The organism is Enterobacter sp. DSM 30060 (genome assembly GCF_013375955.1).
GTDB lineage: Bacteria > Pseudomonadota > Gammaproteobacteria > Enterobacterales > Enterobacteriaceae > Enterobacter > Enterobacter intestinihominis.
On the sequence record NZ_CP056118.1, the window covers coordinates 223,292 to 248,026 of the forward strand.

The following is a 24,735-nucleotide window of genomic DNA, read 5'->3' on the forward strand; positions in this document are numbered from 1 at the left end:
CTTACTCAGCCTCTTCCTCTTTTTCCGCCTTATTTTCCGGTTTAGCGGATTCGTTTTTGGCGTTGCGGGTCATCCACAGCGCCAGTGCTTTAAGGGAATCCGGCGTGAATTCGTCGCAACGCGCGGTGATCTCTTCCGGCGTCATCCAGCACACTTCGCTCACTTCCTCTTCCTGCAAGGCGAAAGGTCCGTGGGAAACGCAGCTAAACAGCCCGCCCCAGACGCGACAATGCTCATCTTCGAAATAAAACTGTCCGTGCTCGGCAAACGGCACGCCAGCGATACCTAACTCTTCTTCCGCTTCACGACGCGCGGAATCCAGCAATACTTCATCGGCCTGCACGACGCCACCCGCTGTGGCATCCAGCATACCAGGAAGAAAATCTTTGGTGTCAGTGCGACGCTGGACCAGAATCTTGCCCATGCCGTCATGAACAACGATGTAAGTCGCGCGGTGACGCAGACGCTCCGCACGCATTTGTTCGCGGCTGGCCTGCGCGATCACTTCATTCTCTTCGCTGACAATGTCAACCCACTCAGTACTTGCCAAATGATTCTGCTCCACCATCGGGAAACCTTCTCGTCTAAGCGCTCTTTCGGCGCGTTTGCAGTTGTGGTGTAACTTACGGATTAATCGCTATCTGCGCAATAACTTGCTGATCATTAAGTGCGATAACGCTTAATGTCCCGTCTTCATACATGCCGTAGCTTGCCGGGTTACCGCCTTTAGGAATGCTGACAGACCCGGGGTTAAAGTGGTAAAACGCCCCGCGTTTTTCCGCCACCGGAATATGAGTATGACCATAAACCAGGACATCGCCAGCGGCGAGTGACGGCAGGTTATCCGGGCCGAACAGGTGCCCGTGGGTCAGGAACAAACGGCTGTTTTCCATCAACACCTGTTGCCAGGGAGCGGTGATGGGAAATTGCAGCAGCATCTGGTCAACTTCGCTGTCGCAGTTGCCGCGAACGGCGATAATGCGCGAGGCAAAATGATTAAGTTTTTCCGCCACCTGCGCGGGAGCATACCCTTCCGGCAACGCATTGCGTGGGCCGTAGTTTAACACATCGCCCAGGATCACCAGCCATTGCGCCCCGCTTTGGGCAAACAGAGATAACACGCGTTCGGTCGCGGGCAGCGATCCATGAATATCCGACGCAAACATCAGTTTCATCAGTTACTCCTCGGGAATTCAGACTGCCCCTATCATACCTCAAGCGCCCCGTCTTATCAGCCCGCGCGCTTAGCAGAGAGTGCCAGATAGCGCTGTACCGACGCGCGTTGCCACTGGAATGTGGCGTAATCCACCAGTAGCTGTGGGACGTCATCGCCGTTGAGGATAAGGCGATTGAGCATCAGCGCCAGATCGGTGTCGGCAATACACCACTCGCCAAACAGGTTTGGGTTACCCTGTGACAGCAGCGATGACGCGGTATCAATCAGCTTCCGGGCGCTGGATAAGCCTTCCTCGCTGAGGGCGGGCTTTTTGACGCCAGCGAACACCACGTCCGTGGAGCGTTCTGTGCGAATCGGCACCAGGTCGCTACGCAGCCACGCCTGGATCTGGCGGGCGCGGGCGCGCTTTTGCAGATCGTGAGGATAGATGCGTTCCCACTCTGGTGGGGCAAAGCGGTCTTCAAGGTACTCGTCAATCGCTGAGGATTCACTCAACTCAAAACCGTCAATCTCCAGCACAGGGACACGGCGGGTGAGCGCGTAGCCCTGCCACTGAGGCTTTAGATGTTCGCCGCTGTCCAGGTCAACGGTTTTCAGACTAAAAGTTAGCCCCTTTTCTGCCAGCGCCACATAAACGCTCATGACATAAGGAGAAAAAAAGTTCGCATCGGACCACAACGTTATTACAGGCTGGCTCATAACATCCTCATCGGCTGATCGGTTTTCACTCAACATATAATCTCTTTGCCTCGCTGTCACTTGATGAAAACTCACGATTTACAACAAGCACCTATACTGATTTTTCATGGCAACACTATTCGCACTGACAGGAGTTGAGAATGATAGATCTCTATTATGCCCCCACCCCTAATGGCCATAAGATCACCCTCTTTCTTGAAGAAGCCGAACTGGACTACCGGATCATTCGCGTGGATATCAGCAAAGGCGATCAGTTCCGCCCCGTTTTTCTGGCCATCTCGCCCAACAATAAAATTCCGGCCATCATTGATAACCTGCCTTCTGACGGGGGCAAACCGTTAAGCCTGTTTGAGTCCGGAGAGATTTTGCTTTATTTGGCAGAGAAAACCGGCAAGCTCCTGAGCGGGGAGTTGCGCGAGCGTCATCACACGCTGCAATGGTTATTCTGGCAGTCGAGCGGCCTGGGGCCGATGCTGGGGCAGAATCATCACTTTACCGCCTATGCGCCGCAGACGATCCCTTACGCCATTGAGCGATATCAGGTCGAAACCCAGCGCCTGTACGGGGTACTGAACCGTCGGCTGGAAAAATCACCATGGCTGGGAGGTGAGCATTACAGCATCGCAGATATCGCCTGCTGGCCGTGGATCAACACCCATGAACGCCACCGGATCGACCTGGCCACTTATCCGGCGGTGAACAACTGGTTTGAGCGCATCCGGACCCGCCCGGCAACCGAACGCGCCATGCAAAAAATCCATCAGATTTGAGCCTGTGCCCCGTTGGGTGCAGGTGTTCTCCTCATGTATGATGAGGTAAAAATACTGACACGGAGAAGACCTGCAATGTCCCAGCATGACGCTATTATTCGTATAAAAAACCTACGCTTACGCACATTCATTGGTATCAAAGAGGAGGAGATCGCGAATCGCCAGGATATCGTGGTGAATGTCGTGATCCATTACCCGGCAGACAAGGCGCGCGCCAGCGAAGACATCAATGACGCGCTGAACTATCGCACGATCACCAAAAGCATCATCCAGTACGTTGAGAACAACCGTTTTGCGCTACTGGAAAAATTAACTCAGGATGTGCTCGACATCGCACGCGAACACCACTGGGTCACTTATGCTGAAGTGGAGATCGATAAACTTCACGCCCTGCGCTACGCCGACTCCGTCTCCATGACGTTAAGCTGGCAGCGCCAGGCGTAAACCTGGAGGTTGTATGAAGATCCTGCTCACCGGCGGTACGGGGCTGATTGGTCGCCATCTCATTCCACGTTTGCAGGCGTTGCATCACGACATTACCGTGGTCACGCGCAGCCCGGAGAAAGCGCGCCAGGTGCTGGGGGCAGGTGTCGACATCTGGAAAGGTCTGGCTGAGCAGCAGAATCTGGACGGCTTTGACGCCGTCATCAACCTCGCGGGTGAACCCATTGCCGACAGGCGCTGGACCGAAGAGCAGAAGCAGCGGTTGTGCAGCAGCCGCTGGACTATCACCGAGAAGCTGGTCGAGCTGATTCGCAACAGCCATACGCCGCCATCGGTGCTCATTTCAGGCTCTGCGACGGGCTATTACGGCGATCTCGGCGAAGTGGTGGTGACCGAAGAGGAGCCGCCGCATAATGAATTTACCCATAAACTCTGCGCCCAGTGGGAGCGTATCGCCTGCGCGGCGCAGAGCGATCGTACCCGCGTCTGCCTGCTGCGTACCGGCGTGGTACTTGCGCCGAAAGGCGGCATTCTGGGTAAAATGCTTCCTCCCTTCAAGCTGGGGCTCGGCGGGCCAATTGGCAACGGGCGTCAGTATCTGGCGTGGATCCACATCGACGATATGGTGAACGGCATTATCTGGCTGCTGGATAACGATCTGCGCGGGCCGTTTAACATGGTTGCGCCCTATCCGGTGCGTAATGAACAGTTTGCCCACGCGCTGGGGCATGCCCTGCATCGTCCGGCGATTTTACGCGTGCCTGCGACGGCGATCCGGCTGTTGATGGGAGAATCATCGGTGCTGGTGCTGGGCGGGCAGCGCGCGCTGCCAAAACGTCTGGAAGCGGCCGGGTTTGCCTTCCGCTGGTATGATTTAGAAGAGGCGCTGGGGGATGTAGTCTAATAATATCATTTAAGCCTCAATGCTAATAGTAAATTAACTGAGGCTTATTTCGTTTTTAATGTTAATTAATAAACCCCAACTCAAGCCAACACTCTTTATATTTAGCCTTGAAACTATCCTCAGTACAACTTAATATATTTAATGATATATAAAAATTTAAAAGTAAAGATAACTGCTGTTCCAAATCAAACTCACTTGAAGGTGAAGAAATCATTGGCGTGAACATGAACTTATCAACCCAACGATTGAAAGATGAGCCAACATTAATATTTAATGGTATATCTCCCTCACAAATAGATATGTCGCTGTAATATTCGTTATAGCACGGAATTAATCTTCTCGTAGGTGGTTCAGAAACATTCAACTCAATTTCTTTTCTTAATAATGCTGACGGACAGGTAAAAGTTTTTAACCCATCATTTTTAAATTTGAATATAAAACCAATACCATCATCTTCATCATAGCTTTCAGATTCATCAAATGGCAAATCGCCATAATATTCTTCAACAACTAGAGATAATGATTCTTTTTTGAAAATACCAGACAGTATTTGCATGACATTCAAATCAATGTCATTAAATTTAGTATTATATAAAAACCATATTTGTGTTCATAAACAAACAGATCGTTTTCACCAGATATATACTGCTCTAATTTTATCCCATTTATCTCATATTGTTTCCATTCATAGTTAATAGACTTTCCAGTCACGGAATATAAATAAAAATCAGATAACTTATCATCTTTAGTATTTTCCCTCAAGTTTGATGAATGATTCTCAAGTATATAAGTGATGATTTCTTCAATTTCTTTATGCCTGTCTGTTCGACCTTTTTTTCTATCTATCGTTAACCAATATCCAGCACTGTTTTTGAAAATATCCAGTTCGCCAACCAAGCATTTAACATTAAAACTTGTATCAAATTCAACGCCTTTATATTTGAAGGTTAGATTAGCAAAAATGTAATCTTCCATGTTTATTTTTATGCTAAAATCTGCACCAAGAGAATAGTCTGACATAAAAACATTACCTTCTTTATTTTCAACGTCAACTCTCCTTTCTAATTTAGTTTTATTGATTATTAATGGAATATGGGACTTTTTAAAATCTGAGGTTAACATCTGCATTACATTTTGATAAAAATCGTTTTTTTGTTCTAAAAGCAATGGATCTTCATAGTTTTCAATACGGCGACCTCTGTAATTTATAAAATTCTCATTTTTGCTTTTAAAAATTGATTTGATTTCAGTTCCTTCAAATCGTCTATCATCCAATTCTTTTATTGAGATATCAAAGAATTCATTATCGGCATTATTTATAACCTTTATTTCATAGCAAGGATTTTCCTTTTTCCTAGTTTTAATTACAACCTCATCACATAATTTAAAAACTGTCTGAAGGCCAATACCGAAATATCCAGACGGCTTTGCCCAATCTGGCATTGTTCTATTTAATTTTTTTATTAATTCAACTGACTCCGATCCTACTACTAGAATCTTCCTTATATCATTAATATCCATGCCAAGGGCAAAATCTTTAATAATGAAACTATTAAATTTCACACCTTCTTCACTGTCATATTCTTCAATTAACAATTCTATTTTATATTTCTCTAATTCATTTATAAAAAACTCTCGATCTTTTACATCATCATGAGATAAACTGCTATTAGAAATCAGCTCATCCCAAACTTTATAATATGTTGCATCAATAGAATTTTGTAACAATTCACGAACGAAAGGATATTTCTCACTATATATCTGAGAGCCTGTAATATATTCATAAACTCGTTTAGGATTTAAAGTTATTTTTGGTACTTTGCCATCAATAGCTATATAGTCTTTTATTCTACACTCAAGTATACCGATGGTCGGCAAAGCCCTGAAATCACTATCGGGAACTATTTCATTCCAAACCCTCTTCTGATAATCGAATTCATTTTGTATATAATTAAACCAACCTTGTTGTGCGTGATATGCTCCATATTGTTCGCACTCAGCTTTTATTTCAATTACTTCGCTATTTATAAATAAGTGTTTTATTGATGCATGTTTTTCTTGATGATTTTTAGAGGAAACAGGTACATTCCCAATATTTGCTAATAAAGTAGGGCAAAACCTGCCATCATCAATATCCAATAGATCTCCTATTCTTAATAAAGCTGCTATATATCGAGGGTGAGCATAATCTTCTGCATCCATTCCATCATTATACTTTGCAAGCTCCAAAATGGCATCGGGATTTCTTCCATGGCACTGAACTATTTGCGCCACAAAATTAAACAGCCTTTGTGGAATTAATGAAGTTCTAGGTGAAAATACATTTATCTTTGATGGTTCTTTTACAAAGTGTCCAGATCTATCTGCGTGTAATTTCCTGAAATAATCAGCTAAAACAAATGTCAAAGAATTAGATATAGAAAGTGCTTTTATGATATCATTTTCATTTTTACGTTGTAATATTTCTTTTGCATGTTTTGATAGTTCACTTTCATTTTGGGATAACTCCTCAAGATAAAAATGAAATGACGGATCTCTTAAGAGTTCCTTTTTTTCTTCATTAGTAATTACCATACCAGCATCATGCCAGTAGCAAGACTCTAACAGCAACCAACAATCTGTTGCGGTCAATTTATAAATATTTGGAGAAATAACTTTCTCTATTTGTGTAATTATTGTGGATGAATGTGATGCGTCATGTAAACTGTAATGAGGGAAATCTCTTGATACTGTATTAAGCGCTCTTGATAATAATTTTTTATCAAATTCCCACTGCGCCCATAATAATGAGTAATTAGGGTTACCTTCAGCAAGCTGCTTTAATCTCTGCTCTATTCTCATAACTCGATTCCTAATTAAAATTTATTTAATAAGATAAGTGTAAATATACTCAGCCAAATCATCCTCAACAGTATAAAAATAACAAGCCGGGATATTCAGCACCTCAGCCAATTTACACGCCAGTACGAAATCAGGCGTGTGGATCCCCTTTTCATACTGGTTCATACGTGCGCTAGCAGTCGCTTCATCAATCCCCGCGAGGATCCCAAGTTTTTGCTGTGATAGTCCGGCTTTCAGCCTAGCCGCTTTAAGTCGATGGGGAAGCATGATAACTCTTCAAAATCTGGAAGTAGAGTCATGATTCTGGTATTCCGTTATTGAAATTAAACTAAGTATTACTTAGCATTTGTGTCTGCAATTTGAACAAAATTATATATAAAGGAAAATATATGAATAGAGATCAGGACATGCACCCAGCGGATATCATCGCCATGCTCCATAAGCGTAAACTTTCACTGGCAGCTCTTTCCCGCCAGGCTGGTTTGAGTTCTTCTACTCTTGCAAACGCGCTCTCCAGGCCGTGGCCCAAGGGGGAAAAGATCATCGCGGAGGCACTAGAAAAAGATGCGGCGTCGATCTGGCCCAGTCGCTACTACGATCAATATGGCAACTATGTTGATCGTTCTCAGTTAATGAGGACCAAACGCTAACCTCCATCACCAAAATCCATTCTGTCCGCCAGTTACATTCCGGTGTTAAGGTAATAAGCCAATTTCATCGGAATGGCGTAACAATGGCAACCATCACCACTCCCCGGCTTCACCTCACCCCTTTCGAACCCTCTGACTGGGCGTTCTTCCGCTCGCTGCGCGAAAACCGCGACATCATGCGCTATATGGCCGCTATTGCACCCGAAAAAGAGACCCGACGCGTGTTTGCCGCACGTCTGATGGCGGAGCATGTTTTCGTGATTCGTTTTCAGAATGACGATACGCCGCTGGGCGATATCGGCCTGCAAATCAGCCCTGAGAACCGTGAAGAGGCGGATATCGGCTACACGGTTGTGCCTGCCGCACAGGGAAAAGGCATCGCCAGCGAGGCGCTGCGCGCGGTATGTGACTATGCGTTTAGCCAGACCAGCGTAAAAGCGATTAACGCGTACGTGCTGGCGGACAACGGCGGATCTGTGCGGGTACTGGAGAAAGCGGGGTTTGTGCGTACGCAGGTGCTGGAAAAGGCGTATGAGATTGACGGCGTACGGTATGACGACTGGGTGTATCGGCTGGAGTGTGGTGCGGTCTGAATGCCGGGCGGCACTGCGTTTGCCCGGCCTACGGTTTTTGTAGGTCCGGAAAGCGAAGCGCCACCGGGCAATTGGGCGGCTCTGCGGCCTGATGCCCTCACCCCGGCCCTCTCCCACAGGGAGAGGGAGAAAGGCCAAACCTACTTCAACGAGCCTTTCAGGAACTGCTGCAAACGCGGGCTTTGCGGGTTCGCCAGCACCTCGTCCGGATGCCCCTGCTCCTCAATCTTGCCCTGATGCAGGAAGATAACGTGGTTAGAAACGTTACGGGCAAAGCCCATCTCGTGCGTCACCACCACCATCGTTTTGCCCTCTTCCGCCAGCTTCTGCATGATGCGCAGCACTTCGCCAACGAGTTCAGGATCCAGCGCGGAAGTCGGTTCGTCAAACAGCAATACTTCCGGCTCCATCGCCAGCGCGCGGGCGATGGAAACACGCTGCTGCTGTCCCCCTGACAGGTGCACCGGATATTTGATCTGCTGCCGCTCGTCGATACCCACTTTCGCCAGGTATTTGACCGCACGCTCGCGGGCTTCCTGCTTGCTTAAGCCGAGCACCTGAACCGGCGCTTCCATCACGTTCTCCAGCACCGTCATGTGGCTCCAGAGATTAAAGTGCTGGAATACCATGGTCAGGCGTGTGCGCAGCAGGCGCAGCTGGTTTTTATCCGCTACTTTAAGCTGACCGTCTTTATCACGGACCATGTTGATGTTCTGTCCGCTCACCACAATCGATCCTTCGCTCGGCTTTTCGAGGAAGTTGATGCAGCGCAGGAAGGTACTTTTACCCGAACCTGATGAGCCGATAATACTGATCACGTCGCCCGCGTTAGCCTCCAGCGACACCCCTTTCAGCACTTCATGTTCGCCGTAGCGCTTGTGCAAATCAATTACGTTTAATTTGTTCTCAGCCATCATAAATTCTCAGTGCGTCGACGGTTTTATATGCTGCAACCAGCGTTTTTCAGCCTTACGGAACAGGCTGATCAGGACGTAAGAAATGATCAAATAGAGCACTGCCGCAATACCAAACGCCGTAAACGGCTGGTAGGTGGCAGAGTTAATATCGCGGGCAATCTTTAACAGATCCGGCACCGTGGCGGTAAACGCCAGTGCCGTCGAATGCAGCATTAAAATCACTTCGTTGCTGTACGCCGGCAGCGCAATGCGCAGCGCTGAAGGCAGAATAATACAGCGATAGAGCTTCACGGAGGAGAAGCCGTACGCGCGCGCCGCCTCAATCTCACCGTGCGGCACGGAACGAATGGCCCCGGCGAAGATTTCGGTGGTATAGGCGCAGGTATTAAGAGTCAGCGCCAGCACCGTACAGTTCAGACCGCTGCGGAAGAACGCGTTCAGCATCTCGGTGCCTTTCACGATCTCCAGCGTGTACATTCCGGAATAGAACACCAGCAGCTGCACGTACAGCGGCGTACCGCGAAACACGTAGGTGAACAGCCAGATCGGAAACTGGATAAATTTATTGTTCGACACGCGGCCAATGGCGAGAAACACCGCCAGAATGCCGCCCATGACCACCGAGGAGATCAGCAGCCACAGCGTGATCGCCACGCCAGTAAAGCGGTAGCCATCCGTCCACAGCAGGGATTTCCAGTACTCCTGAATAATCTCAATCACAGGTCAGCCCTCTTCACACCCACGGAGTAGCGACGTTCGAGCAGAAGCAGCACACCATTGGAGACGGTCGTAAAGACCAGATAGATTACGCCGCAGACCACCGCAAAATAGAACGGTTCCCAGGTACTTTTACCCGCCAGCTGCGTGGCCTTCACCACATCTTCCAGACCCAGCAGGGAGACCAGCGCCGTTGCCTTGAGAATAACCTGCCAGTTGTTACCGATGCCCGGCAGCGCGTAGCGCATCATGGCCGGGAACATGATCCGGCGAAACGTTTGTGAGGAGGTAAAACCGTAGGCGGTCGCCGCTTCAATGTGCCCTTTCGGCACGGCCATGTAAGCGCCGCGAAAGGTCTCAGTGAAATAAGCACCGTAGATAAAACCAAGGGTAATAATACCGGCCACCATCGGGTCGATATCGATCTGATCCATGCCGATGGCATCCGTGACGCCGTTAAGTGCGATTTGCAGGCCATAAAAGATCAGCAGCATCAGCACCAGGTCAGGCACGCCGCGAATCAGCGTGGTATAGCCTTCAAATATCAGCGCCAGCGGTCTGTTGGCGGATAACTTTGCCCCCGCGCCCGCCAAGCCTATCAGCACCGCCAGCACCACGGAGCTGATAGCCAGCTCAAGGGTGACAAGCGCGCCCTGTAAAATAACGCCAGAAAATCCGTACAGCATACCGCGTGCCCTGTCGTCTCGTGAGTGGTGGAACCGTGTCTTTTCCCCTCCCGCAACGGGAGGGGCCGCACGTTATCAGACGGGGCGATTAGCCGCCGTAAACATTAAAATCGAAGTACTTTTTCGCCAGCTTGTCGTAGGTGCCGTCCGCGCGCATCTCGGCGAACGCTTTGTTCAGGGCTTCACGCAGTTCGTTGTCTTCTTTCCGCAGGCCCATACCGGTGCCAACGCCAAAGAGTTTTTCGTCCTTAATGGACGGACCGCCGAACTTGTAATCTTTACCCACAGGCTGTTTCAGGAAGCCTTCGCTTGCCGCCACTTCATCCTGGAATGCCGCGTCAATACGGCCTGCCGTCAGGTCTGCGTAGATGTTTTCCTGACCCTGGTAAGAGACAATTTCAATCCCCTTTGGCGCCCAGTGCTCGTTACCGTAGGTTTCCTGCGTCGTACCCTGCAACACGCCCACGCGTTTGCCCTTCAGAGATTCAAGGGTTGGCTGAATGTCAGAGGATTTCGCCACCACCAGACGTGAGTCAGCCGCGTAGAGTTTGTCCGTGAAGGCAATCTCCTGCTGACGTTTTTCGGTGATAGACAGGGAGGACATGATCACGTCAATTTTTTTCGCTTTCAGGGACGGGATTAGCGCGTCCAGCGGGTTTTCAACGTAGGTACATTGCGCTTTAATGCGTTTGCACAGCTCGTTAGCCAGATCGATGTCAAAACCGACCAGTTCCCCCTTCGCATTTTTCGATTCGAAAGGCGCGTAGGTTGGGTCAGTCCCAATACGAATTTTCTGCGGAATGGCTGCGAATGCTGCGGTGGCGCTGGAAAAGGCCAGTACCAGAGAAAGTGACAACACCAGTTTTTTCATATCTGTCCTCAACAAACTGTCTAAATACGAGATTTTACGACCACGGGGTGCCGTTAATGTGCCATTAATCCCCTCACTCAGGCAAAGATTAATGCCTCTGAACGGGAATTTTTGCATTTAAAATGCTTAACTATGCACAAAGCGTTCCAATATGGTGCATTGCTTGCACCATACTGGAACACTCCCCCTAAAGATGCACCACATCAGTGCATCTCATTCAGGTATTAATCACCGTAGACGTTGAAATCGAAGTATTTCTTCGCCAGTTTGTCGTAGGTACCGTCTTTACGCAGCGCATTAAACGCTTTGTCGAAGGCGGCTTTCAGCTCGGTATCATCCTTACGCAGGCCAATACCGGTACCGTCGCCAAAGTATTTTTTGTCTTTTACCGACGGGCCGGCAAAGGCGTACTCTTTACCCGCAGACTGTTTCAGGAAGCCTTCGCTCGCGGCGACTTCATCCTGAAACGCGGCATCCAGACGGCCTGCCGCCAGGTCAGAGTAGATCAGATCCTGGTTCTGGTAAGCGACCACATCGACGCCTTTCTCGCGCCAGTTAGCATTGGCGTAACCTTCCTGGGTCGAGCCCTGAAGCACGCCAACATGTTTGCCTTTCAGCGAGTCGATGGTCGGCTGGATTGGCGAGCCTTTCGCGGCAATCAAACGTGAGTCGGCAGCGTAGAGCTTCTCTGAGAAGGCGATCTCCTGCTGACGTTTTTCCGTGATGGAGAGAGAAGAGATAATGGCATCAATTTTCTTGGCTTTCAGCGACGGGATCAGCGCGTCAAAGTCACTGCCCACCCATGTGCATTTCACTTCCATGCGTTTGCACATCTCATTTCCCAGATCGATATCAAACCCCACGAAGTCGCCTTTCGCATCCTTGGAGGAGAATGGCGCGTAGGTTGCGTCTGTACCGATACGAACTGTCTGTGGTAGCGCTGCATAGCTACTTGCTGCTGCACTCAAGCCCACGAGCAAAGACAGAGCCAGAACCGTCTTCTTCATACATTTACCCTCAAGAACCGTGATTTTATTATGGTTTATGTTGTGTGTTGTGTTGCAGGCTGCTCTTGCAGGTCTTATGCCACATTGTCGTCGGGTTAAAACTACGACGTTAAATATGTTAATAAAACGTTGCGATACTGCCTTAATGGTGAAAGATAGCAGGTCTGCCGAACGAACCGGAAAGAGAAAAAGGGAAAAAGCGAATTAAATGTCGAGGATATGATCGCGGTTGCAGTTTTGCCCTGAAACAGGGCAAACAGTCATTTCATGCACCTTGTTTGTGCACAGCCTCACGCCCCCTGCCAGCGGGTAAAGAGATCTTCCGGCAGGTCTATATCGAACTGATCCAGCACGCGGTTAACGGTCTGGTTGATGACATCGTCCAGCGTTTGCGGACGATGATAGAACGCGGGGACCGGCGGCATTATCACAGCTCCCAGTTCGGCTGCCTGCGTCATTAAACGCAGATGTCCCAGGTGCAGCGGCGTTTCCCGCACGCAGAGCACCAGAGGACGACGCTCTTTCAGCACCACGTCCGCCGCACGCGTCACCAGCGTGTCGGTATAGCTGTTTACAATGCCGGAGAGGGTTTTAATCGAACAGGGCAAAATAACCATGCCGGCCGTTTTGAACGAGCCCGAAGAGATGCTGGCGGCGATGTCGCGGGCATCGTGGACAACGCCAGCCAGGGCCTGAACGTCGCGCAGAGAGAGATCGGTTTCAAGAGAGAGGGTCTGACGCGCCGCCTGGCTCATCACCAGATGGGTTTCTACGCCTGCAACGTCACGCAGCACCTGTAACAGCCGGACGCCATAAATCGCGCCGCTGGCACCGCTGATCCCTACAATGAGTCGTTTCATGATTTTCGCCCTTGCTGATTTCAGGGCAGACTGTGCAGGATTTTACGGGGAGTTGCAAGTGAGGGCGAACGCCCTCACCTGCATACGCATCAACCTTCGTTGTGCATCTCTAAGCTTTCGAGATCGTTTTGCAGCTGGACGGCTTTCGCATCGTCGTTACGCAGCGAATCCAGATAGTCGAGATACTGCTGGTCAACGTCTTTGGTCACGTAGATCCCATTGAATACCGAGCATTCGAACTGCTGAATATCCGGGTTCTCGGCGCGCACCGCGTCAATCAGATCGTTCAGATCCTGGAAAATCAGGCCGTCGGCACCGATGATCTGGCGGATTTCGTCTACTTCACGACCGTGAGCAATCAGCTCGTTAGCGGTTGGCATATCAATGCCATACACGTTCGGGAAGCGAATTTCCGGCGCTGCGGAGGCGAGATATACTTTCTTCGCCCCGGCCTCACGCGCCATCTCGATGATCTGCTCAGACGTCGTGCCGCGCACAATGGAGTCGTCCACCAGCAGCACATTCTTGTCGCGGAACTCGGCACGGTTAGCGTTTAGCTTACGACGTACGGACTTACGACGCAGCTGCTGGCCCGGCATGATAAAGGTGCGGCCAACGTAGCGGTTTTTCACGAAGCCCTGACGGTACGGCTTGTCCAGAATACGGGCAATTTCCAGCGCGATATCACAGGAGGTTTCAGGGATTGGGATCACGACGTCGATGTCGAGATCGTCCCACTCGCGGGCAATCTTCTCGCCCAGCTTCGTCCCCATGTTGACGCGCGCGCTGTAAACGGAAATTTTGTCGATGAACGAGTCCGGACGCGCGAAGTAAACGTATTCGAACAGGCACGGGTTGCTCACCGGATTGTCGGCGCACTGGCGGGTAAACAGCTGGCCCTTCTCGGTGATGTAGACCGCTTCGCCTGGCGCGACATCACGCAGGAATTCGAAGCCCAGCGTGTCCAGCGCCACGCTTTCGGAGGCAACCATGTACTCGGAACGGCCATCGCCGAGGTCACGTTTGCCGAGCACCAGCGGGCGAATGCCATTTGGATCGCGGAAGGCCACCATGCCGTGACCGATAATCATCGCCACGCAAGCGTACGCGCCACGGATCTGGCGATTAGTCGCGGCAACGGCGGCAAAAATGTTGTCTGCTTCCAGCGGATAATGGCGGAAGTTATCCAGCTCGCTGGCAAAGATATTGAGCAGGATTTCAGAATCAGACGTGGTGTTAATGTGGCGACGTTTCTCTTCAAACAGCTTTTTACGCAGCTCGTGGGCATTGGTCAGATTGCCATTGTGGGCAAGCGTGATGCCATACGGGGAGTTAACGTAAAAAGGCTGAGCCTCAGAGGCGCTGGAACTACCAGCAGTAGGATAACGAACGTGACCGATCCCCATATTACCTTGCAGACGCTGCATATGGCGGGCTTCAAACACATCGTTTACCAGGCCGTTCGCCTTGCGTAAACGGAAGCAGTTGTTTGCATCAATGGTGATGATACCCGCAGCATCCTGCCCACGGTGCTGAAGCACCGTTAACGCGTCATAAATCGACTGGTTTACCGGCATGAAACCGGCGATACCGACAATACCGCACATTCGTCTTTTCCTCGTTAAGCCACATCTCAGGGTTTATGCCCTGGGCAAGAAACTCGACGAGCTTTGCAGATAGTCAAAGAACCATCTGATGATGAAGCTGAACTCCGGAATGAGCTGCGATTTTTGCCAGTCTTCACTTTTGGAGAACCCGGTAAAGGTATCCAGGAAGAACAGGATCGCGGCCACAATGAGCACGCCTCGCAACGCGCCGAAACAGATGCCGAGCACCCTGTCCGTTCCTGACAGACCGGTTTTCTCGACCAACTGACCTATCACGTAATTGACGATAGCGCCGACAATCAGCGTCGCGATAAACAGCACCGCGATGGCGATTCCGTTTCGGACCAGTTCATCTTCAAAGCCCGTGAACCAGACAGACAGGTAAGTGTAGTAATGACTGGCAACAAAGAAAGCACAACCCCAGGTTACCAGCGATAACGCTTCACGAACAAAGCCACGGATCAGGCTAACCAGACAGGAAAAACCAATCACCGCAATGATGGCGTAATCAATCCAGACCATATGTGTCCCACGATTAAACGCCCTGTCATCCAGTTCGGGGCGAATTCTAACAGAAAAAGAAAACGTTTGCGTAGGGATTTCCTTCCCACGCGTAAATAAAAAAGGCGCTGAAAAAATGCTCAACGCCCCTCCGCCTGACGTCTCTGTGGACGTCTGCTTTCTCCCCCTCACCCTAACCCTCTCCCCAAAGGGGAGAGGGAATTATTTGCACCCTCTCCCCTTTGGGGAGAGGGCCGGGGTGAGGGGAGCCTTATCAGTTTGCGCTGTAGTTCATCACCACACCGCTCAGGCCGGAGATTTGCTTCAGCTCGCCAAGCGAACCTTTGAGCTTATCTTTAGACGCATCCGGCCCCACGAGGATACGGGTAATTTTACCCTGTACCGGCGTGGTGGGTGAAGTATAAACACGGTATCCCGCGCCGCGCAGTTTACTCACAATCTCATTGACCTTATCTGCATTTTTCAATGCACCGAGCTGAACGACATAGGCTTTGCCGGTAGGGGCCGCGTCCTGTTTCGCCGGCGGTGGCGTTTCTGAAGCGGCTGCCAGTTGCTCGGCAGCTTTATCCCGCTGCGGTTTCGGCTGCGGCTTCTCCACCGGTTTCGGCTTCTCAACAGGCTTAGGCTGTTCTACCGGCACCGGATCAATCTCGATGTTATTGTTCGTCGCCAGACGCGACGGGTCAAGAGACGGCGCGGCTGCATCACCTGCGCGCACCTCTTCCGCTGCGCCTTCAGGCGGCTGGGCTGGCAGCGCCTGCGTTGCCGCTGGCAGCATATCGGGCTCGTCGCGATCGCCCGGTTTGGGTACCAGCGGAATGGCCGCAAATTCATCCTGGTAATGCTTTTTCTGCCCGTCGAGCAATCCCGGGAGAATAATCACCCCGAGCGCGACCAGCACAATGGTTCCTGTTAAACGGTTCTGAAACTTACTCGCCACCGGTTCTCCCCGCGTCCATCACTTCCATGACATGTGCCACCGTGTGGAATGACCCACACACCAGCACGGTATCTTCTGGTTTAGCCTCCGCCATCGCGGCACGCCAGGCCGAAACCACACTGCTGTAGATTTCGCCTTTGCCGAGATGTTCCATCAACTGCTCAGCAGTCGCGCCGCGCGGCCCTTCCAGAGGAGCACAATACCAGCTATCGACCACACTCTCCATGCAGGCCAGCGTGCCGCCGATATCTTTATCATGAAGCATACCGATAACCGCCAGCACGCGCCCGGTTTTTGGTAACGATTTGAGACGTCCTGCGAGGTACGCCGCCGCATGCGGGTTATGTGCAACATCCAGAATCAGACGCGGTGACTCACTCACAATCTGAAAACGTCCCGGTAACAGTGCGTTCTGAATGCCATCGCGGATTGCCTGCTCGCTTACCGCTAATCCGCTGGCGCGCAGGGCTGCCAGCGCAGTCGCCGCGTTAGGCTGTGGCACCTGCGGCAGCGGCAGATTCTCCAGTACGCCCTGTGCGTCGCTAAAGCGCCAGCCGTTGTCCTGCACCTCATACTGCCAGTCCACGCCGCGACGCAGCAGTCGAGCCCCCTTCTCTTTCGCCACTTCAGCGATGGTATGCGGCATGTCCGGTTCGCCAACCACGGCAGGCTTATTGGCCCGGAAAATACCGGCCTTCTCACGGCCAATGCTTTCGCGGTCGGGCCCCAGCCAGTCGGTGTGATCCAGCGCGATGCTGGTGACGACGGCGACATCCGCATCTACCATATTGGTGGCATCCAGACGCCCGCCCAGCCCCACTTCCAGGATCACCACGTCCAGCTGCGCCTGCTTAAACAGCCACAGCGCCGACAGGGTGCCGTATTCGAAATAGGTTAATGAGGTATCGCCGCGCGCGGCTTCGATAGCGGCAAACGACGCCGTATGGGCCGATTCGGCCAGCTCGGTGTTTTGCACCCGCACGCGCTCGGTGTAGCGCACCAGATGCGGCGAGCTGTAAACGCCTACCTTATAACCGGCTGCCATCAGGACAGATTCCAGCGTGCGGCAGGTGGTGCCTTTACCGTTAGTGCCAGCCACGGTAAACACGAAAGGCGCAGGTTTCAGCACGTCAAGGCGCGCGGCAACCTGGCTTACGCGCTCAAGGCCCATGTCGATAGTTTTACTGTGCAGGTTTTCCAGATAAGAAAGCCACGCGGCCAGGGGCGACGTGGCTTGAGGAATGCTTTTATTTTCCATGATGCCCGGTTGTCATTAACGGTTTAGAAAGCAAAAGGGCAGCGCCATTTGGCCCTGCCCTTTTCAGTTATCAGGCCTCGGGTTCCTGATCCGGTACCACCACGCCTTCGCGCGGCTCGTCCGGGCTCGGCGACGGCAGATTCATCAGCTTCGCCAGGACGCTTGCCAGTTTGAGGCGCATCTCCGGGCGGCGGACGATCATGTCGATAGCACCCTTCTCAATGAGGAACTCACTGCGCTGGAAGCCCGGCGGCAGTTTCTCACGTACGGTCTGCTCGATAACGCGAGGACCGGCAAAGCCGATCAGCGCTTTTGGCTCAGCGATGTTCAGGTCGCCCAGCATCGCGAAGCTTGCAGAAACGCCGCCCATGGTTGGGTCGGTCAGTACCGAGATGTACGGCAGACCGCGCTCCTGCATTTTCGCCAGCGCGGCAGAGGTTTTCGCCATCTGCATCAGGGACATCAGCGCTTCCTGCATTCGTGCGCCACCGGAGGCAGAGAAGCAGATCAGCGGGCAGTTGTCTTCCAGCGCCTGCTCAACGGCACGCACGAAACGCGCACCAACCACAGAGCCCATTGAGCCGCCCATAAAGGCGAACTCAAACGCGGCGGCAACCACCGGCATCTCATGCAGGGTGCCTTTCATGACGATCAGCGCGTCTTTCTCGCCGGTCTCTTTCTGTGCAGAGGCCAGACGATCTTTGTATTTTTTGGAGTCGCGGAACTTAAGCACATCTTTTGGCTCCAGTTCGCTGCCCAGTTCTACCAGAGAACCTTCGTCCAGCAGGCTATGCAGGCGGTTGCGCGCCGACATACGCATATGGTGGTCACACTTCGGACACACCTCAAGATTGCGTTCCAGCTCTGCGCGATACAGAACCTGGCCGCAGCTATCACACTTCGTCCATACCCCTTCAGGAATGCTCGCTTTACGCGTTGGGGTAATGTTGCTTTTAATTCGTTCAATCCAGCTCATTGATAACCTTTCTGCCTGAACCTGGTCGTATGCCAGTTTTGCTGTAAGAGGCGAATAATGCCATTTTTGCCTCCAACAGACCATGAATGTTGCACATTAAAACATAACAGCCCGAAACTTTGGATAAAAAAGTGGTCGAACCGCCAGCGTGCATTTACTTCGCTTGTTTTGCCGCCGCGCGTTTGTGACGAATAATTTCGATCACACCCGGCAGAACGGAAAGCACAATAATCGCTACAATCAGTAACTTAAGGTTTTCCTGAACCACCGGCAGATCGCCAAACAGGTAGCCCGCATAGGTAAACAGCAGTACCCACAGCAGCGCGCCCACCACGTTGTACATGGCAAAATGACGATAGGACATGTGACCCATTCCCGCCACAAACGGTGCAAATGTGCGCACAATAGGCACAAAACGGGCAAGGATAATGGTTTTACCGCCATGGCGCTCATAGAACGCATGGGTCTTATCTAAATAACTGCGGCGGAAAATCTTCGAGTCCGGATTACTGAACAACCGCTCGCCAAACACCCGCCCGATAGTGTAGTTGACCGCATCACCAATAATCGCGGCGATGATCATCAGGACGACCATCAGGTGGACATTCAGGTCATTCGTTGGCAGTGCGGATAACGCGCCCGCCACGAACAGCAGTGAATCTCCCGGCAGGAACGGCGTAACCACAAGGCCGGTTTCACAGAACAGAATGAGGAACAGAATGGCGTATACCCAGACGCCGTACTGCGCGACCAGCTCCGCCAGGTGAACATCAATGTGCAGGATGAAATCAATCAGAAAACGTATTACGTCCATATTGTCTAAGCCCTAATTGCGCCTTTGTTTAGTCCGCTAAAAACAGCGGGCCCATTGGCGGTTTTGGCAGGTCGAACCGGTCCGGATAATCCACCGAAACCAGATACAGACCTTCCGCTTTCGCCGTTGCTGCCGCAAGCGTTCTGTCCTTCGCTGCCAGCAGTTCTGCAATCCAGCTCTCCGGCTGGTGTCCGGCGCCCACTTCCATCAGGCTGCCTACAATATTCCGCACCATATGATGTACAAAGGCATTGGCTTTGATATCCACCACCACATACGCGCCATAACGACTGACGTTAATGTGCATGACGTTACGCCACGGCGTACGGGACTGACACTGCACCGCACGAAACGACGTAAAATCATTCTCTCCAATCAGACACTGCGCCGCACGCTGCATACGTTCTGCATCCAGCGGTTCATAAAAATGCGTCACGCCCTGGCTTAACACCGCCGGGCGCAGGCGCTGGTTGTAGATGACATAACGGTAGCGCCGCGCCGTCGCGCTGAAACGCGCGTGAAAATCATCCGGCACAGCTTTCACCCAACGCACGGCAATGTCACCAGGCAAATTCGCATTTACACCCAGCGTCCAGGCCGCGTCTTTGCGCACGGCGGTGGTGTCAAAATGCACCACCTGCCCCGTGCCGTGAACGCCGGCATCGGTGCGGCCCGCACAGAAGACGCTTATCGGTTCATTCGCCACCTGAGAGAGCGCTTTCTCCAGCTTCTCCTGGACGCTGCGCACCTCATTCTGCCGCTGCCAGCCATAGTATTTACTGCCATCGTATTCAATGCCGAGGGCAATTCTGTGGACCGGCTTTTGTTCCACATCTGACATCAGTACAGATACTCCTGCACCAGTTTTTCCGCGATTTTGACCGCCATCAGCGCGCCGCCAAAACGCACGTTGTCGGCAACGGACCAGAACTGCACCTGCTCAGGCATACCGTAATCGTTACGCACGCAGCCCACAGAGAGATGCGCGCTGCCGGTAGCGTCGCCCACCTGCGTCGGGAATTCACTCTCTTCGGACAGGACAAGGTCCTCTCCGCGGCCAAACGCGTCGCGGGCTTCTTCAGCCGCCAGCGGACGCAGGGCTTCAAACCCGACCATCTGCGCGTGGCCGTAAAAGACCGGAGACTGCACGACGTTCGCGGAGATCATCAGACCGTCATCCTGCAGAATTTTGCGTGCTTCATCGACGATACGACGCTCTTCCCGCACCGAACCTTCACGATCCGGCAGCAGCGGCAGCATGTTGAACGCCAGCTGGCGGCCAAAGAAATCATCTTCGTCGATCGGGATACCGTTCAGCAGCTTCGCGCTCTGCCCTGCCAGTGCGTCTACGGCTTTTTTGCCGTTAGCGGAGGCTGACAGCAGGCTGGTCACGGAAATACGCGACAGGCCACCGTCGTCGATCAGCGGCTTCAGCGCGGTCAGCAGCTGGCTGGTGAGGCTGTGCGGTACTGCAATGATATTGCGGTTGCGGTAGTCAGCCAGCACAAACGGGTTGACGTCCGGCACCACCAACGGCACATCCGGCTCCAGGGAGAACAGACCGCTCAGGTCGATCACCAGACAGCCTGAATTGGTCGCTTCTTCAATGTAGGATGCCGTGGCTTCCGCACCTGCGGCAAAAAACGCCAGCTGAGCCTGTGTCCAGTCAAACGCGGCGGCATCCTGCACCATCACGGATTTCCCGCCGAAACGCAGATGTTCTCCTGCGCTGTCGGTACGCGCCAGCGCGTAAATGTCGCCCACCGGGAACTGACGCTCAGCAAGGGTTTCAAGCAGGGCTTCGCCCACGGCGCCAGTGGCACCCAAAATGGCAATGTTCCAGCCTTCAGACATGGTGGTTTACTCCAGAAATAAAAAAGCGTCCCTGCCGGAATATCCGACAGGGAGCATTAAGAAGACATTAACGTGCCGGGTGGTGAACGGCGTTAAATCCCAGCTGATGCAACAGCGCCGCCGCGGGGGCGTCATCGCACATCACATACAGGGAGGACCACTCGCGGCGCTCAAGGTAATTTTTGCGCAGCTTGTCAAACTCACCCGGAATACCCGCCACTTTACGCAGCAGCGCGTCATCGCGGCGCACATCATACACCAAATGCACCAGTCTTTTCAGCGTTGCCTCATCCAGCGGTCCATGAAGGGTAATGCGACCAAATTCCGGGGCGGGCAGCAGCGTATCCAGCGCTACCTGCTGCGGATGGCCGATAAAGGCGCTGTAAGTCTCAAACACCTGGGTTGTGCCACGCGCTTTGCCTTCAAGGGTATAACCCGCGATATGCGCGGTACCCACGTCCACCTTATTCAGCAATGCGACGTTGAGATCCGGCTCTGGCTCCCAGACGTCCAGTACGACGCTAAGATCTTGACCCTCGTCGAGACATGTCAGCAGCGCCGCGTTATCCACCACCGGTCCCCGGCAGGCATTTATCAGAATAGTGCCAGCCTTCAGACGGCGGATCAGCTTTTCGTCGGCCAGGTGCAGAGTCTTGTACGGCCCTTCTTTAAAGAGCGGCGTATGGAAGGTGATGACGTCGCACTCGTCGACCAGCTCATCCAGCGTGCGGAAATCGCCCTCATCGCCGTTATCCTTACGCGGCGGATCGCACAGCAGAGTGCGGATGCCCCAGGCTTCCAGACGCTTTTGCAGACGTCCGCCCACGTTGCCCACACCCACAATCCCGACGGTGCGGTCTTTCAGCGCAAAACCATCGCGCTCGGCCAGCATCAATAGCGAGGAGAATACATATTCCACGACGGCAATGGCGTTACAGCCTGGTGCCGCGGAAAAACCAATCCCCGCCTGCTTAAGCCACTGGTCATCCACATGATCGGTCCCGGCCGTTGCCGTCCCGACAAATTTAACCCCTTTGCCGGTGAGCAGCGCCTCATTTACTTTGGTCACCGAGCGCACCATCAGGGCGTCTGCATCGTCCAGTTCGCTGACCGGAATCGGGCGACCAGGGACAGCCTTAACCTCACCCAGGCGGCTGAACAGCTCACGGGCGTAAGGCATATTTTCATCAACGAGGATTTTCACGTCTGAGTACCTGTTTGAGAGGAAGTAAACCTGCCAAGTGTGCCATAATCTCGCCGCCGGGCATATATCTCCGCCCGGTTACGCAGAGTTTGACTTTAAGGATTTTTGACGATGCAGCCCATTTCAGGTACGCCTCCGCGCCCTCCGGGTGAAGGCCCCGTAACGCCCAACACGCCAGGCGAACAACCGCTCTCCACGCAGCAACGCACCGTACTGGAGCGTCTTATCACGCGTCTTATTGCGTTGACCTCACAGCAAAACGCAGAGGTATGGGCCGGCGTTAAGCACGATTTGGGCGTCAGAAACGATGCGCCGCTACAGTCGCGCCATTTCCCTGCCGCCGAACAAAACCTGAACCAGCGTCTTACCAGCGCACAGCAGCAACATACTACCCGCCAGATTATCTCGCAGCTGACCGAGCTGTTGGGCCAGGGGAATAATCGTCAGGCGGTGAGTGATTTTATCCGTCAACAGTACGGTCATACCGCCCTGAGCCAGCTTTCGCCGGAACAGCTGAAAACCGTGTTGACCCTGCTGCAAAGCAATCAGCTTTCTATCCCGCAGCCGCAACAGCGCCCGTCTACAGAGCGGCCATTACAGCCTGCGGAGCATAATACGCTCAAGCAGATGGTCACTAAGCTGGCTGCCGCCACCGGCGAACCGACAAAGCTTATCTGGCAATCCATGCTGGAACTTTCCGGTGTGAAAGCGGGCGAAATGATCCCGGCAAAACAGTTTACCCATCTGGTCACCTGGCTCCAGGCGCGTCAGACGCTCAGCACCCAGAGCGCTCCGACCCTGCACAGCGTACAGGCGGCACTGAAACAACCGCTGGAACCGCACGAGTTCGATATGATCCGGGATTACGCCCAGCAGAGCTGGCAGGCGACACCGCAAACCGTGCTGACCACCGCGCAGGTACAGGATTTACTGAATCAGATCTTCGTTCGCCGCGCCGAGCGGGAAGGCGGCGTGCCGGAGGTAAGAAACATTCAGCCGATCTACAACCCGCTGTTTGCCCCCGTTGTTGACACGTTCAAGACGCTTTCTGCCCGTCCGGGATTGATGTTTATCGCGTTGCTGATTGCGCTGGCGATTTTCTGGCTGGTTGCTTAAAACTGCCGGGTGGCGGCTACGCCTTACCCGGCCTACGGTTCGCGCGGTTGTAGGCCCGGTAAGCGGAGCGCCACCGGGCAAAAACTACGACCTGCGAAACGCCACCAGCGTCACCACAATCCCCACTACCGCTGACACCGCACCGGCGAGAAATACGGAAGGATAGCCAAACGACGTTGCAAGCAGCCCCGCCAGCGGCCCGGTGATGCCGTAAGAGATATCCTGAAACGCCGCATAGCCGCCCAGCGCCGTGCCGCGCACCTGCGGAGCCACGCGCTTCACCACTTCAACGCCCAGCGCCGGGAAGATCAGCGAGCAGCCGCAGCCGGTTAACGCCGCACCCAGCAGCGCAACGGATGCGGACGGCGCCTGCCAGAGCAGTACCAGACCCACGGTCTCAATGACCAGTGACGCCACCGCCACCTTCACGCCGCCAAAGCGATCCGGCATCCAGCCAAACAGCACGCGCATAAATACAAACGCGCCGCCAAAGGCCGTCAGCGTAAAGCCCGCCATCGCCCAGCCGCGGCTCATGAAATAGAGGGAGACAAAGGTACCGATAACCGCAAAGCCCACTCCCTGAAGCGCCAGCCCAAGCCCCGGTTGCCAGATTTGCCCCACCACGCTCCACAGCGAAGGACGCTCGCCTTTATGGGCGGGCACCTTGCGCACCGAACCGTTAAACGCCCACGCCAGCAGCGGTAATACCATGGTGGTGCCTGCCAGCACCGCAAAACCAAACTGGCTGTGGATCAGCAGCCCCAGTGGTGCGCCTGCCGCCAGCGCGCCGTAAATCGCCATCCCGTTCCAGGACATCACTTTTCCGGAACGCGCAGGTCCCACCAGCCCCATTCCCCAGGTCAGGGTGCCGGTCAGCAGCTGGCTTTCGCCAAAGCCGAGGATCAGGCGCCCTGCCACCAGCAGCGCGAATTTATACGCTGCATCTATCGGCAACAGCGCCGCCAGCAGCCAGGCTCCCCCCGCCAGCCCGCAGGCAAACATGCCCTGCAACGCCGAGCGTTTTGCGCCGTGCTGATCCGCGAGGCGACCGGCGTAGCCCCGGGTTAATACCGTCGCTAAAAACTGAATGCCCACCGCAATACCGACCATGGTGTTGCCATAGCCCAGCTCCTGGTGAACGAACAAGGGGATCACCGGCAGCGGCAGACCAACGGTCATGTAGGTCAGAAACACCGCAAAGGCGATGCGGAAAAGGGAAAGGTTCCCGGAAGGAGCGCTCTTCTCAGGGGTAACAGCCGTCATGCATAACTCCGTGTTCAGGCATAAAAAAAGGGAGCCGCGTGGCTC

28 protein-coding genes are annotated in these 24,735 nt (G+C 53.0%); 6 read left to right on the forward strand and 22 right to left on the reverse strand.

Going from position 1 to position 24,735, the window contains the following annotated elements:
* Position 1 precedes the first annotated feature (1 nt).
* The 3 genes from yfcD to yfcF are packed head-to-tail and all read right to left on the reverse strand — an operon-like array spanning position 2 to position 1,876.
* A complete protein-coding gene (yfcD, locus tag HWQ15_RS00945; RefSeq protein ID WP_006811396.1) occupies positions 2-568 on the reverse strand; it encodes an NUDIX hydrolase YfcD in 567 nt (188 codons plus the stop codon).
* 55 nt (positions 569-623) lie between these two features.
* Entirely contained in the window at positions 624-1,175 is a 552-nt protein-coding gene (gene yfcE, locus HWQ15_RS00950; protein WP_063215892.1) for a phosphodiesterase, read from the reverse strand.
* Between the two features lie 56 nt (positions 1,176-1,231).
* Positions 1,232-1,876 (reverse strand): glutathione transferase, encoded by a 645-nt coding sequence (gene yfcF / locus HWQ15_RS00955; RefSeq protein WP_023300634.1) that lies wholly within the window; start codon positions 1,874-1,876, stop codon positions 1,232-1,234.
* Between the two features lie 140 nt (positions 1,877-2,016).
* Here yfcF and yfcG point away from each other — a divergent pair, with 140 nt between their 5' ends.
* From yfcG to HWQ15_RS00970, 3 genes are all read left to right on the forward strand, one after another.
* Positions 2,017-2,646, forward strand: coding sequence for a GSH-dependent disulfide bond oxidoreductase (gene yfcG, locus HWQ15_RS00960; RefSeq protein ID WP_022648841.1), 630 nt, complete (start codon positions 2,017-2,019; stop codon positions 2,644-2,646).
* 75 nt (positions 2,647-2,721) lie between these two features.
* Complete coding sequence (gene folX / locus HWQ15_RS00965) at positions 2,722-3,090, forward strand: dihydroneopterin triphosphate 2'-epimerase (RefSeq protein WP_003861432.1); 369 nt, start codon at positions 2,722-2,724, stop codon at positions 3,088-3,090.
* A gap of 13 nt (positions 3,091-3,103) precedes the next feature.
* Positions 3,104-3,994 (forward strand): TIGR01777 family oxidoreductase, encoded by an 891-nt coding sequence (locus HWQ15_RS00970; RefSeq protein ID WP_063149105.1) that lies wholly within the window; start codon positions 3,104-3,106, stop codon positions 3,992-3,994.
* Positions 3,995-4,055: 61 nt separating this feature from the next.
* Here HWQ15_RS00970 and HWQ15_RS00975 read toward each other — a convergent pair whose 3' ends face one another.
* Genes HWQ15_RS00975 through HWQ15_RS00985 form a run of 3 tightly spaced genes read right to left on the reverse strand, consistent with a single transcriptional unit; the run spans position 4,056 to position 7,102 of the window.
* Positions 4,056-4,550 carry a hypothetical protein gene (locus HWQ15_RS00975; protein ID WP_139153367.1) on the reverse strand — a complete coding sequence of 165 codons (495 nt, stop codon included), beginning with the start codon at positions 4,548-4,550 and terminating at the stop codon, positions 4,056-4,058.
* 5 nt (positions 4,551-4,555) lie between these two features.
* The gene (locus HWQ15_RS00980; RefSeq protein WP_139154048.1) at positions 4,556-6,835 is read right to left on the reverse strand and encodes an ATP-binding protein; all 2,280 of its coding nucleotides are present in this window, start codon (positions 6,833-6,835) and stop codon (positions 4,556-4,558) included.
* Between the two features lie 21 nt (positions 6,836-6,856).
* The gene (locus tag HWQ15_RS00985) at positions 6,857-7,102 is read right to left on the reverse strand and encodes a helix-turn-helix transcriptional regulator (RefSeq protein ID WP_022648845.1); all 246 of its coding nucleotides are present in this window, start codon (positions 7,100-7,102) and stop codon (positions 6,857-6,859) included.
* 122 nt (positions 7,103-7,224) lie between these two features.
* Here HWQ15_RS00985 and HWQ15_RS00990 point away from each other — a divergent pair, with 122 nt between their 5' ends.
* Positions 7,225-7,485, forward strand: a complete 261-nt coding sequence (locus tag HWQ15_RS00990) for a helix-turn-helix transcriptional regulator (protein ID WP_022648846.1) — start codon at positions 7,225-7,227, stop codon at positions 7,483-7,485.
* 83 nt (positions 7,486-7,568) lie between these two features.
* Entirely contained in the window at positions 7,569-8,078 is a 510-nt protein-coding gene (locus tag HWQ15_RS00995; RefSeq protein ID WP_022648847.1) for a GNAT family N-acetyltransferase, read from the forward strand.
* Between the two features lie 140 nt (positions 8,079-8,218).
* On the opposite strand, the gene hisP is transcribed toward HWQ15_RS00995, so the two are convergent.
* The 15 genes from hisP to pdxB form a co-directional block, all read right to left on the reverse strand.
* Positions 8,219-8,992 carry a histidine ABC transporter ATP-binding protein HisP gene (gene hisP / locus HWQ15_RS01000; RefSeq protein WP_003861426.1) on the reverse strand — a complete coding sequence of 258 codons (774 nt, stop codon included), beginning with the start codon at positions 8,990-8,992 and terminating at the stop codon, positions 8,219-8,221.
* Between the two features lie 9 nt (positions 8,993-9,001).
* A complete protein-coding gene (locus HWQ15_RS01005) occupies positions 9,002-9,715 on the reverse strand; it encodes an ABC transporter permease (protein WP_003861424.1) in 714 nt (237 codons plus the stop codon).
* Positions 9,712-10,398 (reverse strand): histidine ABC transporter permease HisQ, encoded by a 687-nt coding sequence (locus tag HWQ15_RS01010; RefSeq protein WP_006811404.1) that lies wholly within the window; start codon positions 10,396-10,398, stop codon positions 9,712-9,714. Before HWQ15_RS01010 ends, HWQ15_RS01005 begins: the two co-directional genes overlap by 4 nt.
* Before the next feature lie 88 nt (positions 10,399-10,486).
* Positions 10,487-11,269, reverse strand: a complete 783-nt coding sequence (hisJ, locus tag HWQ15_RS01015) for a histidine ABC transporter substrate-binding protein HisJ (protein WP_003861421.1) — start codon at positions 11,267-11,269, stop codon at positions 10,487-10,489.
* Between the two features lie 224 nt (positions 11,270-11,493).
* Positions 11,494-12,276, reverse strand: a complete 783-nt coding sequence (argT, locus tag HWQ15_RS01020) for a lysine/arginine/ornithine ABC transporter substrate-binding protein ArgT (protein WP_063215890.1) — start codon at positions 12,274-12,276, stop codon at positions 11,494-11,496.
* 290 nt (positions 12,277-12,566) lie between these two features.
* On the reverse strand, positions 12,567-13,136 hold the full coding sequence (locus HWQ15_RS01025; RefSeq protein WP_063149108.1) for a UbiX family flavin prenyltransferase: 570 nt from the start codon (positions 13,134-13,136) through the stop codon (positions 12,567-12,569).
* Positions 13,137-13,225: 89 nt separating this feature from the next.
* Positions 13,226-14,743 (reverse strand): amidophosphoribosyltransferase, encoded by a 1,518-nt coding sequence (purF, locus tag HWQ15_RS01030; protein ID WP_008502595.1) that lies wholly within the window; start codon positions 14,741-14,743, stop codon positions 13,226-13,228.
* Between the two features lie 33 nt (positions 14,744-14,776).
* Positions 14,777-15,265: a colicin V production protein gene (cvpA, locus tag HWQ15_RS01035; RefSeq protein ID WP_000262116.1), complete on the reverse strand. Its 489-nt coding sequence runs from the start codon at positions 15,263-15,265 to the stop codon at positions 14,777-14,779.
* A 253-nt stretch (positions 15,266-15,518) separates the two neighbouring features.
* Positions 15,519-16,205, reverse strand: coding sequence for a cell division protein DedD (gene dedD, locus HWQ15_RS01040; protein WP_023300639.1), 687 nt, complete (start codon positions 16,203-16,205; stop codon positions 15,519-15,521).
* Positions 16,195-17,463, reverse strand: coding sequence for a bifunctional tetrahydrofolate synthase/dihydrofolate synthase (folC, locus tag HWQ15_RS01045; protein ID WP_063146677.1), 1,269 nt, complete (start codon positions 17,461-17,463; stop codon positions 16,195-16,197). Before folC ends, dedD begins: the two co-directional genes overlap by 11 nt.
* Positions 17,464-17,533: 70 nt before the next feature.
* Entirely contained in the window at positions 17,534-18,439 is a 906-nt protein-coding gene (accD, locus tag HWQ15_RS01050; RefSeq protein WP_022648854.1) for an acetyl-CoA carboxylase, carboxyltransferase subunit beta, read from the reverse strand.
* A gap of 154 nt (positions 18,440-18,593) precedes the next feature.
* Positions 18,594-19,253, reverse strand: coding sequence for a DedA family protein (locus tag HWQ15_RS01055; protein ID WP_006811410.1), 660 nt, complete (start codon positions 19,251-19,253; stop codon positions 18,594-18,596).
* 28 nt (positions 19,254-19,281) lie between these two features.
* On the reverse strand, positions 19,282-20,094 hold the full coding sequence (gene truA, locus HWQ15_RS01060; RefSeq protein ID WP_001286071.1) for a tRNA pseudouridine(38-40) synthase TruA: 813 nt from the start codon (positions 20,092-20,094) through the stop codon (positions 19,282-19,284).
* The gene (locus HWQ15_RS01065) at positions 20,094-21,107 is read right to left on the reverse strand and encodes an aspartate-semialdehyde dehydrogenase (RefSeq protein ID WP_032623846.1); all 1,014 of its coding nucleotides are present in this window, start codon (positions 21,105-21,107) and stop codon (positions 20,094-20,096) included. Before HWQ15_RS01065 ends, truA begins: the two co-directional genes overlap by 1 nt.
* Positions 21,108-21,174: 67 nt before the next feature.
* Positions 21,175-22,311, reverse strand: a complete 1,137-nt coding sequence (gene pdxB / locus HWQ15_RS01070; protein WP_063149109.1) for a 4-phosphoerythronate dehydrogenase PdxB — start codon at positions 22,309-22,311, stop codon at positions 21,175-21,177.
* A gap of 111 nt (positions 22,312-22,422) precedes the next feature.
* On the opposite strand from pdxB, the gene flk reads away from it, so the two are divergent.
* The gene (gene flk, locus HWQ15_RS01075) at positions 22,423-23,427 is read left to right on the forward strand and encodes a flagella biosynthesis regulator Flk (protein ID WP_045621148.1); all 1,005 of its coding nucleotides are present in this window, start codon (positions 22,423-22,425) and stop codon (positions 23,425-23,427) included.
* An 84-nt stretch (positions 23,428-23,511) separates the two neighbouring features.
* On the opposite strand, the gene HWQ15_RS01080 is transcribed toward flk, so the two are convergent.
* Positions 23,512-24,690, reverse strand: a complete 1,179-nt coding sequence (locus tag HWQ15_RS01080; protein WP_063149110.1) for an MFS transporter — start codon at positions 24,688-24,690, stop codon at positions 23,512-23,514.
* Positions 24,691-24,735: the final 45 nt, after the last annotated feature.